Genomic DNA, 16,510 nt, shown 5'->3' with positions numbered 1-16,510 from the left:
TTCGGCTGCTCACCACAAAGCAGGAAAAACCACGCTTTTTCCTGCTTTGTCAGCAACCTAACGCCCTCTATCCAGAGAGGGCGTTTTTCACCTGCGAAATACCTTCCCCCATTCAAACTTAAACCGGTGGGATCTCTGCGAGACATTGATACACCGTCAGTCCTCGCTCATAGGCTATACGTACGTCGTTATCTGCGCCTTATGCTGCCCGCCTCAGACAGCGTTCGGCAAGCCGCGTTGATCAAGCGCTACCGCTGGAGATCGGTAAAATTACGGATTGGCTGGCGCTGCATGGCGTAGCCGATAACAACGATGGAAATATCACTAAACTGAGGGGCGGCTGATGGGGTCAGCCCGCCGTTTTCCTGCCGGGTCGCGGGGGGGATTCTTCTCCCGCCATCGCCTGAAAATGCGGCACCGAACGCAATCGGTGTGACTTTTGTCACTTTTTTATGTAACGGAATGGCAATTTTCATCATTTTGTTTTTATACTGATCTGCACTTTACCTACAACAAAATAACGAGTGCACACCATGATTGACTCCCGCCTTCCGCTGACCGACATCCACCGTCACCTCGACGGCAACATCCGTGCGCAAACCATCCTCGATCTGGGCCGTCAGTTTAACCTTGCCCTGCCGGCCGACGAACTGGAAGCCCTGCGTCCACATGTGCAAATTACCCATGCCGAACCGGATCTGGTCAGCTTTTTGCAAAAGCTCGACTGGGGAGTGGCGGTGCTGGGCGATTTGGAAGCCTGCCGCCGGGTCGCTTATGAAAACGTTGAAGATGCTGCCAACGCCGGTCTGCACTATGCCGAACTGCGTTTCTCGCCGTATTACATGGCGATGAAGCACCAGTTGCCGGTGGCTGGGGTGGTGGAAGCGGTAATTGATGGCATTCGTTCCGGTTCTCGCGATTTGGGTATTGATGTGCGCCTGATCGGCATCATGAGCCGAACCTTCGGCGAGGCCGCCTGTTTGCAAGAGCTGGAAGGCCTGCTAGCCCACCGTGACGGCATTACCGCCCTGGATCTGGCCGGTGACGAACTCGGCTTCCCAGGCGGCCTGTTCCTCAACCACTTTAACCGCGCCCGTGACGCCGGTTTGCGCATCACCGTGCACGCCGGTGAAGCCGCCGGCCCGGAGAGCATCTGGCAGGCGATCCGCGAGCTGGGTGCCGAACGCATTGGTCACGGAGTGAAAGCCGTTGAAGATCCGGCATTGATGGACTTCCTGGCGGAACAGGGTATTGGTATCGAATCCTGCCTGACGTCCAACATTCAGACCAGCACCGTGCCGTCACTGGCGCAGCATCCGCTGGCGAAGTTCCTGCGCCACGGCGTCATGGCGTCGATCAACACTGACGATCCGGCGGTTCAGGGTATCGAAATTGAACATGAATATCGGGTAGCAGCACCACAGGCCGGGCTGACAGAGGCGGAGATCCGCACAGCTCAGGAAAATGGCCTGAAAATGGCGTTCCTCAGCGAGCAGGAAAAGCAGGCGCTGCGCGATAAAGTTCGCGGCTGATTGCATTGAATAATGGGCGCTATTTCGCGCCCATTTTTTACTTCGCTGCCAGCGCTTCTGCCCGCTGTTTGGCGGTTTTGCGCGCATAGCGTTGGGCCAGTACGGCACACACCATCAATTGCACCTGATGGAAAATCATCAGCGGCAACACCATCGCACCCACCGCGGCCGCTGGGAACAGCACGTTAGCCATCGGGATACCGTTTGCCAGGCTCTTTTTCGAGCCGCAGAACACAATGGTTATCTCGTCCGCAGTATTAAATCCCAGCCAACGTGCGGCATAGGTGTTGATAATCAGTACCACCGTCAGCAGCACCAGAGACATCACCAGGATGGTCAGCAGCGACCAGCCGTCAATCTTGTGCCAAATGCCCTCTACCACTGCGGCGCTAAAGGCGGTATACACCACCAGCAGAATCGATGACCGGTCAGTGAGATTAATCAACTTGCGGTGGCGATCGACCCATTTGCCGATCAGCGGCCGCGCCAAATGCCCCACCACAAACGGCACCATCAGTTTCAAAATGATCGAACCAATGGCGTGCAACACGTCAGTATCACCGCCCTGGGTGTGCATCAGTGCGCCTACCAGCAGCGGCGAGAGGAAAACGCCGAGGATGCTGGATGCCGAAGCGCTGCAGACCGCCGCCGCCACGTTACCGCCCGCTGCCGAAGTGAAGGCAATGGCCGATTGCACCGTAGCCGGCAGCGCACACAGGTAAAGGAAGCCCATATAGACCGTCGGGGTCATCAGCCCTGGCACCATCAAATTCATCGCCAGCCCCAGCAGTGGAAACAGCGCAAAGGTGCTGAGGAACACCACCAGATGCAGTTTCCAGTGGCCCATACCGGCGATAATCGCCTCACGCGACAGCTTGGCACCATGCATAAAAAACAGCAGCGCGATGGCGGCGGTGGTCAGGCGATCAAAGAAGGTTTTCCATATCCCTTCGCAGGGGAAAACCGAGGCGACAATCACCACCAGAATCAAAACCAGCAAAAATTTATCAATGCGAAGACGTTGTAACCAGGACATGGAACCGGATCCTTCGAGGAGTATGGCGGGTTCGGTCAGCCGAACCCGGATAAGAAAGCGCGGCGGTTAGGCTACCGGCAGTGCTCTTTGCTGTTTTGCCGATTCCAGGCCCAGCTCGATCAGTTCCATCACCTGGATGGCATCGGCGGCCGGTACCGGGTTTTCACCTACACCGTTAATCGCATCGCGCACCGCCGCGTAATAGGCCGGGTAGTTGCCCGGAATACTCAGCAGCGGTTTTTCCGCCAGCACACCATCACGTGACAACGTCACCACGCCGTCGCGCATGTCATAGCCCCAGTCTGCCTGCGGCAGGCGCTCACCGGCTTTTAGCCGGTCTTCCTGCGGATCCAGACCAAACTTGATAAAGCTGCCCTGGGTGCCATGCACGATATAACGCGCGGTTTCCGCCGCCGCCAGCACCGTGCCATGCAGCACCACCCGGCGCTTGCCGTAGTTAAGCACCGCGTGGAAATAGTCCACCGACTGCGCGCCCGGACGCAGTTCGGCCAGATCGACAAACAGCGTTTCCGGCTTGCCGAACAGTTGCAGCGCCTGGTCGATCAGGTGCGGCCCCAAATCGTACCAAATGCCGCTGCCTGCGCCGCCCAGCTCACGCCAGCGCTGACGCACTTCTGGCCGGAAGCGATCGAAATGAGATTCGAAATAAACCACCTCGCCGAGCGCACCTTCTTTCAGCAGCGTCTTAAGCGTCAGAAAATCACTGTCCCAGCGACGGTTGTGGAACACCGATAACAACTTGCCGCTCTGCTCCGCCTGTTGTTTTAACGCCTGAGCCTGTGACAACGTCACGGTAAACGGCTTATCCACCACCACATGTTTACCGGCGGCCATGGCCTGCTGCGCCAGCGGGAAGTGGGTATCGTTGGGGGTAGGAATGACGATCAGATCGATAGAGGGGTCGTTAAACAGCGCCTGCGGATCGTTGACTACCGTCATCGACGGCCAGTCTGCATGCACTTTACCGGCATCGCTGCTGGAAACGGCAGTCAGCTCTACGCCGGGAGTGCCAACGATCAGTGGCGCATGAAAGGTTTTGCTGGCATAGCCGTAACCGACCAGCCCAACCCGAAGTTTTTCTGCCATGGTGTTTCCTCTTACTGGCTCGCAATAGACCCATCAGATTTGACACCATGATGCAGACGGGAACAAGAAGTAAATTTAATGTTAATTTGAGGCCGCCACATAAGGCTGTTCACGTTGATTTCTGGCCGGATAGTTTATCTCCAGGCTGCGGCGGCGGAAATCGCTCGGGCTAACGCCCACCCGCTTGCGAAATACCCGTGAAAAGTACAGCTGATCGTCATAACCCACCACCCGACCTATGGTGGCGATCGACTCCTGGGTAGTCTGCAACAGCAGTTTGGCGCGGATCACCCGCTGATCTTCGCGCCAGCGCAGAATATTGATGCCCACCTGCTCGCGGAACAGATGCGCTAACCGTGATGGCGACAGGCAGACATGCCGCGCCACCTCGTCAATCCGCAGCTCTCCCGCCAAGTTGCCGGTGATAAACTGGCAGGCTTCAATCACTCGCGGATCCATAATTTTCTGCGGGCTGAGCGGGTCTTCCTCCATCGCGCGCAACAGCAGACGCTCCAGCAGGTTCATCCCCAGCTCTTCGGCAAAGCGGCGGCCGGAACGCTGAGTCTGTTCGATATTGGCGAACAGCCGATCGAACTCTAGCAGCAGGTTATTGTTCGGCAAGGTCAGCCGCCCCACTTCATGGGTTTTGCTGTGCCATTCCAGCCAGTCGGCCCAGTAGGCACGCGGCCGGAAATACACCCAGCGGTGATACCAGCAGTCGCTGTCCGGCGAACGACCGTAGTAATGCGCCGCTTTGGGCGGAAACAGCAACAGATCGCCGGGATTACAGTAAAGGGTATCTTCGCCGTCAAACACCTTGCCCTGCCCCTTGATGGTCAGGTTGAGAATATAGCCCTTCATGCCGCCGGGGCGGTCGATAAAGAAATCCAGCGGACCGTCCGCCATGATCGGGGTCAGCCCCGCCACCAGATAGGCGTTAAAGGTGTAACCCGGTAACAGCGGATTGGGCTGAGGTTCCTGTGCCATGCGATGATACATCTGTCCTCCCGGAACGGCTTTGGTAACAATACTCCAGCTTAGCGGCCCGGCGGATAACTGCCCGGGCCGATAACAGAACTGTGAACAGGGTTGGCAATTTAAACGATGCGCTTGGCCTGCTGTTTGTAACGGTCGAAAATCACCGCCGCCAGCAAGATCACGCCGCGCACCACATACTGCGAGAACGGCGAGATATTCAACAGGTTCATGGCGTTCTCCACCGTGCCGAGGATCAGAATACCGGCGATAACGTAGGAAATTTTACCGATACCGCCTTTCAGTGACACGCCACCCAGCACGCAGGCGGAAATCACGATCAGCTCATAGCCAATTGAGGTCATCGGTTGGCCACTGGTCATGCGCGAAGCCAGAATGATACCGGCGGCGGCGGACACCAGCCCGGACAGCATAAAGATCACGATTTTGGTGCGTACAACCGGCACCCCGGCCAGCCGTGCGGCCTCTTCGTTACCGCCAATCGCCAGTGTATTGCGGCCAAAGGTGGTCTTGTTGAGCAGGAAGCCAAACAGGATCAGACAGGCAACGGTGATCCAGATCGGTGCCGGCAGCCCCAGCCAGTTGGCGTAACCCAGGGTGAAGAAGCGTTCGTCCTCAATGCCCACCGCTTTACCGTCGGAGATAATGTAGGCCAGCCCGCGGAAAATCTGCATGGTGGCCAGGGTAGTGATCAGCGCGTTGATTTTCAGCCTGGCGATAACGAAGCCGTTAATCAACCCGGAGACCACGCCCAGTAACAGGCCGGCGGCCACGCCGATCCACAGGCTTTCGGTCATGTTGATCACCACCGCGGTGGTGACCCCGGCGCAGGCAATCACCGAAGCGACCGACAGGTCAAAGTCACCGGAGGCCAGACAGAACAGCATGCCACAGGCCACCATGCCGGACATCGAAATCGCCAGCCCCAGCCCTTTCATATTGATAAAGGAACCAAAGTTGGGCACAAACAGCGCGCAGGCTAAAAAAAGAACCGCAAATACCACCAGCATGCCGTAGCTGTCCCAAATTCGCGCCAGCCCCAGGCCGTTACGTTTTTTCACCGAATGGGTCGTTATGGTCGACATCTCTTTCTCCTTCACAATCAGGCCACCGCCGCAGCGGCATCAGGGGCTATATCGGGGGTACGTAGCATCGCCAGGCTAAGGGCTTTTTCCTCGCTGGCCTCGTCATGCAGTAATTCGCCAGACAGTGCGCCTTCACGCATCACCAGGATACGGTCAGCCAGCCCCAACACCTCTGGCAGGTCACTGGAGGCGAACAGCACCGCAATGCCGCGCTGCGCCAGTTGGTAAATGACGTGGTAAATTTCATGCTTGGCACCGACGTCAATGCCGCGTGTGGGTTCATCGAGCAGAATCACTTTCATCTCTTCCGACAGCCAGCGACCCAGGATGGCCTTCTGCTGATTGCCGCCGGACAAATGCATAATCAACTGCTCAGGGCCAGGCGTTTTGATATTCAATGCACGAATATGATGATCGGCATTACTGGCCTCCCACCCCTTGTTGATTAGGCAACCGGCGCGGAGGCTATTACGCCGTGCGCTGATGTTGATGTTGTCACGTACCGAGTGCACCGGGATGATGCCGTCCGCCTTGCGATCTTCCGGGCACAGCATGATACCGGCGCGGATCGCGTCAATCGGTGAACCAATGGCGATCGCCTGTCCATCCAGCATCAACTGGCCGGCACTGACCCGAGTTGCGCCAAAAACCCCCTTCATCAGTTCGCTGCGCCCGGCCCCCACCAGGCCGAAAAGCCCGACGATCTCTCCGGCCCGCACCCTCAGGTCGATCGCCGTTTTGACGCCCGGCGCTTTCAGCCCCTTGAGCTCCAGCCGCACCGGCCCCAGCTCGCGTGGCTGGTAGCCATAGACGTCGCCCAAATCGCGCCCGACCATCGCCTGCACCAACTGCGCGTTATCCACCTGCTGCATATCGTCAAAGGTGCGCACGTAGCGGCCATCTTTAAACACGGTAATGGCGTCGCTGAGGGCAAAAATTTCTTCCATACGGTGCGAGACGTACAGGATCACCCGCCCTTCGGCACGTAATTCCCGGATCACTCGAAACAGTTGTTCAATCTCTCTGGCCGACAGCGAACTGGTGGGTTCGTCAAAAGCGATCACCTTGGCGTTGCGCGCCAGCGCCTTGGCGATTTCCACCATTTGCCACTGGCCTATCGACAAATATTTCAGCGGCGTATCCGGATCAATATCCAACCCGAGATGTTGGAGCTGCAAGCGGGATTCGTAGCGCAGCAGTTTTCTGTCCACCAGCCCACGTTTGGTCGGCAACTGGCCGAGATAAATGTTCTCCGCCACCGTCATTTCCGGCACCAGATGCAGTTCCTGATAGATAATCGCCACCCCGGCATTCAACGCATCGGTGGTGTTGGCGAACTGCACCGGCCGCCCCTGCAACTGAATTTCCCCCTGGGTCGGCGCGTAATTGCCACTGAGAATTTTCAGCAGCGTGGATTTCCCGGCACCGTTTTCCCCCATCAGCGCGTGGATCTGCCCGGCCTGACAGCTAAAGCTGATGTCATCCAGCGCCTTCACGCCCGGAAAGGTTTTACCTATGCCTTTAAACGCCAAATACGGCAATGCGGCGGTCATGGTGTGCTCCTCCTGCAGTCAAAAATGCCGCCCGACAGAGTGCTGTGGGCGGCTCGCTTATTACATCAGGCCTTTTTTCTGCAGTTCGGTTTTAAAGTTGTCGCGGGTGATCAGCACCACGTCGGTCACTTCGGTGAACTTTTGTGGCTCTACGCCCTTTTCGACCCAGTCATGCAGCATCTGGATACTCTTGTAACCGTGAATATCCGGGCTTGGCAGCAGCGAACCGTAGAAACCGGTGGCCTGTGCCTTGGACAGCTCGCTGACCGCATCCACCCCGTTGATGCCGATGCCGATCACGTTCGGCGCTTTGAAGCCCTGGCCTTCGGTGGCGCGCACGCCCCCCAGCACGGTGTTGTCGTTCATGCCGACAATCAGCCAGTTTTTCACTTCAGGATGCTGCACCAGCATTGAGTTGGCAGCGTCAAACGCCCCTGGGATATCGTTGGATTTGGTCGGTACGCGATAAATTTGTTTCTCCGGGAAGCCGGCCGCCTTCAGCGCGGCGATCGAACCGCCGGTGCGACGACGCGCGGTGTCCAGCTCATCGGCGGTGATCGCCATTACCGCGGTATCCGCCAATTTCCAACCACGCTTATTCTGCTCTTTCCACAATTCCTGCCCCTGGCGCTCACCGATTTTGGTGGCGGCCATCATCACTAACGGAACGCTGTCCATAGGTTTGCCCTTGGCGGTCACAAACTGGTCATCCACCGCAATCACTTTCAGGTTGTAACTACGCGCCTTGGCGACAATCGCCGAGCCGAGTTTCGGATCTGGCGTACAGATAACAAACCCCTTGGCCCCGCTGGCCGCCAGGCTGTCGATGGCATTGAGAGTTTTCTCTCCGTCCGGCACGGCGATTTTTATCACTTCAAAACCGAGGTCTTTACCGGCCTTGTCGGCAAACTTCCACTCGGTCTGGAACCAGGGTTCCTCCGGCTGCTTGACCAAAAAACCCAGCTTCATGGTCTCGGCGATAGCTGAATGTGACATAACGGCCGCCAGACTCAGTGTCACCAGCGCCTTAGTGAATTTATGCATGATGCTCTCCGCTAGTTTGTTCTCCGTGGCGACAAAAGCCGCTCGCCATGAAAACGTTATCATTAGAGTGTCTGCTGTCGGCACGTCGCTTATCTCGCGATATTCACCCACAACAGGAGTAAGACGGCTTAAGTTTTAGCGGGTATTTGTTACTGAAATGTAGAGCGCTATCACATCCGTGGAATACAGCAGATATGTGCATATATTTAGCGAATTTCGCCAAGCGATAACTTATGACAGCCGTCACAAAACCACTGCGGGAAGCAGAAAAGTGCATACTTCCAGCTAACGGCTCCTCACCTGCCCAGCGATTCGGCTCCTATGGTTGTCACAGCGTATTAACACATCAGGAGTCAACATCATGACGGCAGGTGCTATTGCCCTGGGATTGGACTTCGGCAGCGACTCGGTGCGGGTGCTGGCGGTCGATTGCCATAACGGCGCGGAACTCGATACCGAAGTGGTTTATTACCCTCGCTGGCAGCGCGGCGAATTCTGCAACGCGGCGGAGAACCGTTTCCGCCACCATCCGCTCGACTATATAGAAGCCATGGAACAGGCGATCGTCACTCTGGTGCAGCGCATGCCCCCGCAACAGCGGCTGCAGGTGATTGGCATTGGCGTTGACTCCACCGGTTCCACACCGGCACCCATCGACAGTCAGGGTCAGGTGCTGGCACTGCGTCCGGAGTTTGCCGATAACCCCAACGCCATGTTTGTTTTGTGGAAAGATCACACCGCTATTGAAGAGGCTGACGCCATCAATCGGCTCTGTCGCAGCGGCGAGTTTCCCGATTATTCGCGCTATATCGGCGGCGTTTATTCCTCTGAGTGGTTCTGGGCCAAGATCCTGCACGTCACACGCCAGGACGCCGAAGTACGTCAGGCCGCCGCCTCCTGGGTTGAACTGTGTGACTGGGTACCGGCGCTGTTGTCCGCGACCACCGCGCCACATCAGTTAAAACGCGGGCGCTGTAGCGTCGGCCACAAAACGCTGTGGCACCCAGACTGGGGTGGCCTACCGCCCAAAGCCTTTTTTGCCGCACTCGATCCTCTGCTGGTTGAACACCTGCCCTGGCCGCTGTTTGAAGATTGCCATACCGCTGATCTGCCGGTAGGCACCCTGAGCGCCGAATGGGCGGCACGCCTCGGGCTACCCACCACGGTGGTGCTGTCCGGCGGAGCCTTCGACTGCCATATGGGGGCCGTCGGTGCCGGTGCCCAGCCCTATACCCTGGTGAAGGTGATCGGCACCTCAACCTGCGACATTCTGATTGCCGATCGCCAGCGAGTAGACGGCCGCGCCATCGAAGGTATCTGCGGTCAGGTCGATGGCAGCGTTGTACCGGGGATGATCGGCATGGAGGCCGGGCAGTCAGCCTTTGGCGATATGTACGCTTGGTTCAGCCGCCTGCTGAGCTGGCCGTTGCATGCAGCGGCAAAAAACCAGCCTGAACTGCAACCGCAGCTACAAAAGATTGAAACCGGTCTGCTGGCGGCGCTGACCGATGCCTGGGTGGAAAACCCGTCGCTGGATCATTTGCCGGTGGTACTGGACTGGTTTAACGGCCGTCGGACCCCGTACGCCAATCAGCGGTTGAAAGGCGTGATCGCCGATCTGAACCTCGGCACCGATGCACCAACACTGTTCGGCGGCTTTATCGCCGCCACCGCCTTTGGCGCTCGCGCCATTATGGAATGTTTTGAACAGCAGGATATTCCGGTCGATAACTTACTGGCCCTGGGTGGCATTGCGCGCAAATCTCCGGCAATTATGCAGGTCTGCGCCGACGTGATGAACCGACCGCTGCAAATTGTGGCCTCCGATCAGTGCTGCGCGCTGGGTGCTGCCATCTTCGCCGCCGTCGCCGCCGGCCGTTTCACCAGCGTGCCCGAAGCCCAGCGCCAGATGGCCTGCGGCATCGAACGTACCTTGCAGCCCGATCCGCAGCGTGTCGCTCACTACCAACAACTTTATCAACGCTATCAACAATGGTGCCAGGCCGCCGAGCCACGCTATACCCTGCATATTTGAAGCTGCCTCTTTGTTGGCTTCCTGCGCTTACCCCGGTCACGTACGACTTGTACGCTCTCGGGGATGCACTTAGTTACCGCCGCGATGCAGCCCCAATTATTTTGGGTACCCGTTTCAATCAACAGTTCAGTAAGTCGAGTCCCAATACACAATTCAGGAGTTTTTAATGGACGCATTCAAGCAGCGCGAAGTCTGGTTTGCCATCGGCAGCCAGCACCTGTACGGCCCGCAAACCCTGCAACAGGTCAAGGCACACGCCGAACAAGTGGTGGAAAGTCTCAACCGCGAAGCCGGCTTACCGGTAAAACTGGTGCTGAAACCGCTGGTCACCACGCCGGATGAAATCACCGCCCTGTGCCGTGACGCCAACTATCAGCCGCAGTGTATTGGCATCCTGGCCTGGCTACACACCTTCTCACCGGCCAAAATGTGGATCGCCGGTCTGTCCGTGCTGCATAAGCCGCTGTTGCAGTTCCATACCCAGTTCAACGCCCAGGTGCCCTGGGACAGTATGGATATGGACTTTATGAACCTCAACCAAACCGCCCACGGTGGCCGTGAGTTCGGCTTTATCGGCGCCCGTATGCGCCAGCAGCACAGTGTGATTGCCGGTCACTGGCAGGATCCCGATGCACACCGGCGCATTGGCCAGTGGATGCGTGTCGCCAACGCCAAACAAGCCAGCCAACAGCTGAAAGTGGCCCGTTTTGGCGACAACATGCGTGAGGTGGCGGTGACCGATGGCGACAAGGTCGGCGCGCAGATCCAGTTTGGTTACTCGGTCAATGCCTATGGTATTGGCGATTTGGTCAGCGTCATTAACGAAGTCAGCCGTGGCGATGTCGATACGCAGATTGAAGAGTATGAGGCCAGTTATGTGCTGAGCGATGCGGCCAAACTCAACGGCGCAAAACGCGAAAACCTGACTGACGCGGCGCGCATCGAGCTGGGCATGAAACGCTTCCTCGAACAGGGCAACTTCCAGGCTTTCACTACCAACTTTGAAGACTTGCACGGCATGAAACAGCTGCCGGGGCTGGCGGTACAACGTCTGATGCAGCAGGGCTACGGCTTTGGCGGCGAAGGCGACTGGAAAACCGCCGCGCTGCTGCGAATCCTTAAAGTGATGGCCGATGGGTTACACGGCGGCACCTCGTTTATGGAGGATTACACCTATCACTTCCAGCCTGGGAACGATCTGGTGGTCGGCTCGCATATGCTGGAAGTCTGCCCGTCGATCGCCAAAGAAGCCAAACCGCTGTTGGATATCCAACCGCTCGGTATTGGCGGCAAGGCCGATCCGGCACGGCTGATTTTCTCGACTCCGGCCGGCCCGGCGGTCAACGCCAGCCTGATCGACATGGGCGATCGCTTCCGCCTGCTGGTCAATCAGGTGGACACCGTGGAACAACCGCACCCGCTGCCAAAACTGCCGGTAGCGCGCGCCATCTGGCGGGCCCAACCCACGCTGGCGACCGCCGCCGAAGCCTGGATCCTGGCGGGCGGCGCCCACCATACGGTGTTCTCCCAGGCGCTGGACGCCGATATGCTGAGGCTGTATGCCGAAATGCATAACATCGAGTTCTTGCTGATTAACCAGGACACCACCCTGCCGGCGTTCAAAAACGAACTGCGCTGGAACGAAGCCTACTATCAACTCAACCGCCGTTAATCGCCCGGCTACCGGTGGCAAAAATCGCCTGCCGGTAGCCAAACGCTTTCCTGACATCTATACCCAAAATAATTGGGGCTGCATTGCGGCGGCAACTAAGCGCATCCCCGAGAGCGTACAAGTAGTACGTGACCGGGGTAAGCGCAGGAAGCCAACAAAGAGGCAGCTTCAAGTATGCAGGGTATACCAAAATAATTGGGGCTGCATCGCGGCGGCAACTAAGCGCATCCCCGAGGGCGTACAAGTAGTACGTGACCGGGGTAAGCGCAGGAAGCCAACAAAGAGGCAGCTTCAAGTATGCAGGGTATAACTTGATATTGATGACGAAGCCCGCATTACCCGCTAAGCTAGGCGGCTGTCACGTTGGATCATGTATTACCCAGGAAGCCGTTTATGTCTCAAGCTGATTACACCCGTATCGGCGGTTGGTTGCTGGCCCCGATGGCCTATCTGATTGTCACCCTGCTTAGCGCCAGTCTGATGCTGCTCCTGTATGGCATGGCGATTTTCGTGCCGGAATCGCGCGAATATCTGCTCACCAACGCCCAAGCGTTTAGCATGCAGTGGTATTTCTCGGTGCTGACCACCCTATTGATGTGGTGCTTTACCCTGTGGCTGCTATTACTGTTCTGTCATCGTTCGCAGCGGTTCCCCAAATTGTTCCTGTTGTGGCTGCTGATTACCGTATTGCTGGCGGTGAAAGCCTTTGCCTTTGCACCGGTGCCGGATGAATTGGCGGTACGCAGTCTGGGTTGGCCACTGTTGATGGCGGCATTGCTGGTGCCCTATATGAAGCGTTCCAAGCGCGTCAAAGGCACATTTACCGAGAGCTAAGCCCTCCTGTGGCACGTTTTGTGCGGATAATTGTGTAAATATTCGCCAAAAATGGGCGAAAAGGGCAATAACCCTGCTTTCCCTATGTTGTGATCAAGCCGCCAATTCCCGATAATAGGCGGCTTTTATTTTTTTAGGCATCGCAATGACCGAATACCTGCTCCTGTTTGTCGGCACCGTACTGGTGAATAACTTCGTCCTGGTGAAGTTTCTTGGCCTGTGCCCGTTCCTCGGCGTTTCCAAAAAGCTGGAAAGCGCCATTGGCATGGGGATGGCCACCACTTTTGTTATGACGTTGGCCTCGGTCAGCGCCTGGGTGATTAACACCTTTATCCTGGTTCCGTTGGATCTGGTATATCTTCGCACGCTGTCATTTATTCTGGTGATCGCCGTGGTGGTGCAATTTACCGAGATGGTGGTACGCAAAACCAGCCCGGCACTGTATCGCCTGCTGGGCATTTTCCTGCCGCTGATCACCACCAACTGTGCGGTCCTCGGCGTCGCACTGCTTAACGTCAACCTCGGCTACAACTTCCTACAGTCTGCGGTGTACGGCTTCAGCGCCGCCGCGGGCTTCTCACTGGTGATGGTGCTGTTTGCCGCCATTCGTGAACGTCTGGCGGTTGCCGATGTGCCTGCGCCCTTCCGAGGCTCTTCCATCGCGCTGATCACCGCCGGGCTGATGTCGCTGGCCTTTATGGGCTTTACCGGGCTGGTGAAATTCTAATGACCGCGTTATGGATTGCGATTGCTGCGTTAAGCGCCCTTGGCCTGCTGTTCGGTCTTGTGCTGGGCTATGCTGCTCGCCGCTTTGAAGTGGAAGAAGATCCGGTAGCCGAACAGGTCGATGAGATCTTGCCACAGAGCCAGTGCGGCCAGTGCGGTTACCCCGGTTGCCGTCCTTATGCCGAAGCCGTCGCCAACGGTGAGATGATTAACAAATGCGCGCCGGGTGGCGAGCAGGTGATGCTGAAACTGGCTGAATTGCTCAACGTCGAACCGCAGCCGCTCGGCAGCGAAGCCGCCGCCGAACCGGTGCGCCAGGTGGCCTACATTGACGAAGCCAACTGCATCGGCTGCACCAAGTGCATTCAGGCCTGTCCGGTTGACGCCATCGTCGGCGCTACCCGCGCCATGCACACCGTGATTACCGATCTTTGTACCGGCTGCGACCTGTGCGTTGCGCCGTGCCCTACCGACTGTATTGAAATGAGACCGGTCGCCACCACTACCGCCAACTGGAAGTGGGACATGAAGACGATACCGGTGCAAGTGATCCACGTGGAGCAACATGCTTAATCTGTTCGCCGCCTTCAAAAAAGACCGGATTTGGGATTTCGACGGCGGGATCCATCCACCGGAAATGAAGACCCAGTCCAGCGGTGTACCGCTGCGTACCGCCCCGCTGCCGGATAAATTTATTATCCCGTTGCAACAGCATCTGGGGCCGGAAGGTGAACTGTGCGTCAAGGTCGGCGATACCGTGCTGAAAGGCCAGCCGCTGACCGTCGGCCGAGGCCGTACCGTACCGGTGCACGCACCGACCTCCGGCACCATCTGCGCCATCACACCACATATCACCGCTCACCCTTCAGGGCTGGCAGAACTGTGCGTGATTATTCAGCCTGACGGTGAAGACCGCTGGTGCGAGCGTGCGCCGGTAGCCGACTACCGTCAACTGACCACCAGCGAGTTGCTCCAACGTATTCATCAGGCCGGCATCGCCGGGCTGGGCGGCGCCGGTTTCCCGACCGCCAGCAAGCTGCAGGGCGGTATGAACGGGGTGGAAACCCTGATCCTCAACGCCGCAGAGTGCGAGCCTTATATCACTGCCGATGACCGTTTGATGCAGGAACATGCCGATCAAGTGATTGAAGGCTCGCAGATCTTACGCCATCTGCTGCAACCCAAGGTCACGCTGATCGGCATTGAGGACAATAAACCCGAAGCGATCGCCGCGTTGAAACTGGCGCTGCGCGATCAGCCCGGTATTGCCCTGCGGGTGATCCCAACCAAATACCCTTCTGGCGGCGCCAAACAACTCACCAAAATACTGCTTGGCAAAGAGGTGCCGCACGGCAAGCACTCCTCCGCGATTGGCGTGCTGATGCAGAACGTCGGGACGGCCTTTGCCATTAAACGTGCGATTGTCGACGGCGAACCGCTGATTGAACGCGTGGTGACCCTGACCGGCGAGGCACTAAGCCAACCGGGCAACCTGTGGGCGCGCATAGGTACACCGGTACAGCACCTGTTGAAATTTGCTGGTTTCCAGCCTCAGGCTCAGCAAATGGTAGTGATGGGCGGCCCGCTGATGGGCTTTACCCTGCCCGCGCTCCATGTCCCCATCGTCAAGATCAGCAACTGTATTCTGGCCCCCTCGGTCAGCGAAATGGCACCACAAGAGCCGGAGCAGTCCTGTATTCGCTGTGGACTGTGCGTTGACGCCTGCCCGGCGGGCCTGTTACCACAGCAACTTTACTGGTTCAGCCGCGGCGAAGAACACGAAAAGGCCCGCAATCATAATCTGTTCGACTGCATTGAATGTGGTGCCTGCGCCTTTGTCTGCCCGAGCAATATTCCGCTGGTACAGTACTACCGCCAGGAAAAGGCCGAGATCAAAGCTATCGATCTGGAAGCGGCACGCACGGCTGAAGCCAAGGCGCGTTACGAAGCCAAACTGGCGCGTCTGGAACGGGAAAAACTGGCGCGCGAAGAGCGCCATAAGAAAGCGGCAGTCAAACTGACCGATGACGACCAGGATGCGGTTCAGGCTGCCCTGGCGCGAGTTCGCAGTAAAAATGCGGTACCGGCGACCGGCACCATCAGCGGCGACGCACCGGACAACAGCGAGATGATCGCAGCACGCGAAGCCCGTAAAGCACAGGCTCGTGAACGCCGTGCCCAGCAGGAAACTGCTGTAGCACCGGTAACGGCATCGGCTACTGAAGATCGAGATCCACGCAAGGCGGCGGTTGCCGCTGCACTGGCGCGAGTCAAAGCCAAGAAAGCGGCACGGCAGACCACGACGGATGAAACCCCGACCGAGCCGTCAGCCGCAGTGACAGAAGAGGAGCCGCGCAAGGCCGCCGTTGCCGCCGCTATTGCCCGCGCCAAAGCCAAGAAAGCCGCACAGCAGGCCGCAGCGGTGGAAGAGCCGGTCGAATCGCCAGCAGTGGTGGCGGAAGAAGATCCGCGCAAGGCCGCGGTGGCAGCCGCCATTGCCCGCGCCAAAGCCAAGAAAGCAGCCCAGCAGGCCGTAGCGGTGGAAACGCCGGTCGAATCGCCAGCAGTAGTGACGGAAGAAGATCCGCGCAAGGCCGCGGTGGCAGCCGCCATTGCCCGCGCCAAAGCCAAGAAAGCGGCCCAGCAGGCCGTAGCGGTGGAAACTCCGGCCGAATCGCTGGCAATGGTGACGGAAGAAGATCCGCGCAAGGCCGCAGTCGCAGCCGCCATTGCCCGCGCCAAAGCTAAAAGAGCGGCGCAAAATCTGACCACGACGGATACGGATAAAGCGTGACAACGAAAAGTGCCTTGCAGGACGCAAGGTGCCACAGGTTGTGCCCCTCAATGATACGTGAGCACCGCTGGAGGTCATTTGAGCGCGCAGCAAGGC

General features: G+C 57.9%; 14 protein-coding genes. 7 read left to right on the top strand and 7 right to left on the bottom strand.

All coding sequences use genetic code 11. From position 1 onward, the window contains the following. Positions 1–248 precede the first annotated feature (248 nt). Positions 249–479, bottom strand: coding sequence for a hypothetical protein (locus ACUTQ5_RS10135; protein WP_445651140.1), 231 nt, complete (start codon positions 477–479; stop codon positions 249–251). Positions 480–533: 54 nt separating this feature from the next. Here ACUTQ5_RS10135 and add point away from each other — a divergent pair, with 54 nt between their 5' ends. Continuing rightward, on the top strand, positions 534–1,532 hold the full coding sequence (add, locus tag ACUTQ5_RS10130; protein WP_445651139.1) for an adenosine deaminase: 999 nt from the start codon (positions 534–536) through the stop codon (positions 1,530–1,532). Between the two features lie 37 nt (positions 1,533–1,569). Here add and ACUTQ5_RS10125 read toward each other — a convergent pair whose 3' ends face one another. The 6 genes from ACUTQ5_RS10125 to ACUTQ5_RS10100 all read right to left on the bottom strand — a co-directional run bounded on the left by ACUTQ5_RS10125 (position 1,570) and on the right by ACUTQ5_RS10100 (position 8,353). Continuing rightward, positions 1,570–2,568 (bottom strand): bile acid:sodium symporter family protein, encoded by a 999-nt coding sequence (locus ACUTQ5_RS10125; RefSeq protein WP_445651138.1) that lies wholly within the window; start codon positions 2,566–2,568, stop codon positions 1,570–1,572. A gap of 66 nt (positions 2,569–2,634) precedes the next feature. Beyond that, positions 2,635–3,675, bottom strand: a complete 1,041-nt coding sequence (locus ACUTQ5_RS10120; RefSeq protein WP_445651137.1) for an oxidoreductase — start codon at positions 3,673–3,675, stop codon at positions 2,635–2,637. 81 nt (positions 3,676–3,756) lie between these two features. Then, complete coding sequence (araC, locus tag ACUTQ5_RS10115; RefSeq protein WP_445651136.1) at positions 3,757–4,674, bottom strand: arabinose operon transcriptional regulator AraC; 918 nt, start codon at positions 4,672–4,674, stop codon at positions 3,757–3,759. 98 nt (positions 4,675–4,772) lie between these two features. Next, positions 4,773–5,756, bottom strand: coding sequence for an L-arabinose ABC transporter permease AraH (gene araH, locus ACUTQ5_RS10110; protein ID WP_445651135.1), 984 nt, complete (start codon positions 5,754–5,756; stop codon positions 4,773–4,775). 17 nt (positions 5,757–5,773) lie between these two features. Then, positions 5,774–7,309, bottom strand: a complete 1,536-nt coding sequence (gene araG, locus ACUTQ5_RS10105) for an L-arabinose ABC transporter ATP-binding protein AraG (protein ID WP_445651134.1) — start codon at positions 7,307–7,309, stop codon at positions 5,774–5,776. Between the two features lie 60 nt (positions 7,310–7,369). Next, positions 7,370–8,353 (bottom strand): arabinose ABC transporter substrate-binding protein, encoded by a 984-nt coding sequence (locus ACUTQ5_RS10100; protein WP_261430446.1) that lies wholly within the window; start codon positions 8,351–8,353, stop codon positions 7,370–7,372. 361 nt (positions 8,354–8,714) lie between these two features. Between ACUTQ5_RS10100 and ACUTQ5_RS10095 the strand changes: the two genes are divergently transcribed. The 6 genes from ACUTQ5_RS10095 (at position 8,715) to rsxC (ending at position 16,414) form a co-directional block, all read left to right on the top strand. Next, positions 8,715–10,388 (top strand): ribulokinase, encoded by a 1,674-nt coding sequence (locus ACUTQ5_RS10095; protein WP_445651133.1) that lies wholly within the window; start codon positions 8,715–8,717, stop codon positions 10,386–10,388. A 166-nt stretch (positions 10,389–10,554) separates the two neighbouring features. Continuing rightward, positions 10,555–12,060: an L-arabinose isomerase gene (gene araA, locus ACUTQ5_RS10090; protein WP_445651132.1), complete on the top strand. Its 1,506-nt coding sequence runs from the start codon at positions 10,555–10,557 to the stop codon at positions 12,058–12,060. A 393-nt stretch (positions 12,061–12,453) separates the two neighbouring features. Continuing rightward, positions 12,454–12,894 carry a DUF2569 domain-containing protein gene (locus ACUTQ5_RS10085; RefSeq protein WP_445651131.1) on the top strand — a complete coding sequence of 147 codons (441 nt, stop codon included), beginning with the start codon at positions 12,454–12,456 and terminating at the stop codon, positions 12,892–12,894. A gap of 145 nt (positions 12,895–13,039) precedes the next feature. Beyond that, positions 13,040–13,621, top strand: coding sequence for an electron transport complex subunit RsxA (rsxA, locus tag ACUTQ5_RS10080; protein WP_004938443.1), 582 nt, complete (start codon positions 13,040–13,042; stop codon positions 13,619–13,621). Next, entirely contained in the window at positions 13,621–14,193 is a 573-nt protein-coding gene (rsxB, locus tag ACUTQ5_RS10075) for an electron transport complex subunit RsxB (protein WP_012144971.1), read from the top strand. Before rsxA ends, rsxB begins: the two co-directional genes overlap by 1 nt. Beyond that, positions 14,186–16,414, top strand: coding sequence for an electron transport complex subunit RsxC (gene rsxC / locus ACUTQ5_RS10070; protein WP_445651130.1), 2,229 nt, complete (start codon positions 14,186–14,188; stop codon positions 16,412–16,414). Before rsxB ends, rsxC begins: the two co-directional genes overlap by 8 nt. Positions 16,415–16,510: the final 96 nt, after the last annotated feature.

Source organism: Serratia sp. NA_112.1, from assembly GCF_052691715.1.
Note: the sequence above shows the minus strand (reverse complement) of the source record. Positions and strands in the feature narration are given on the sequence as shown.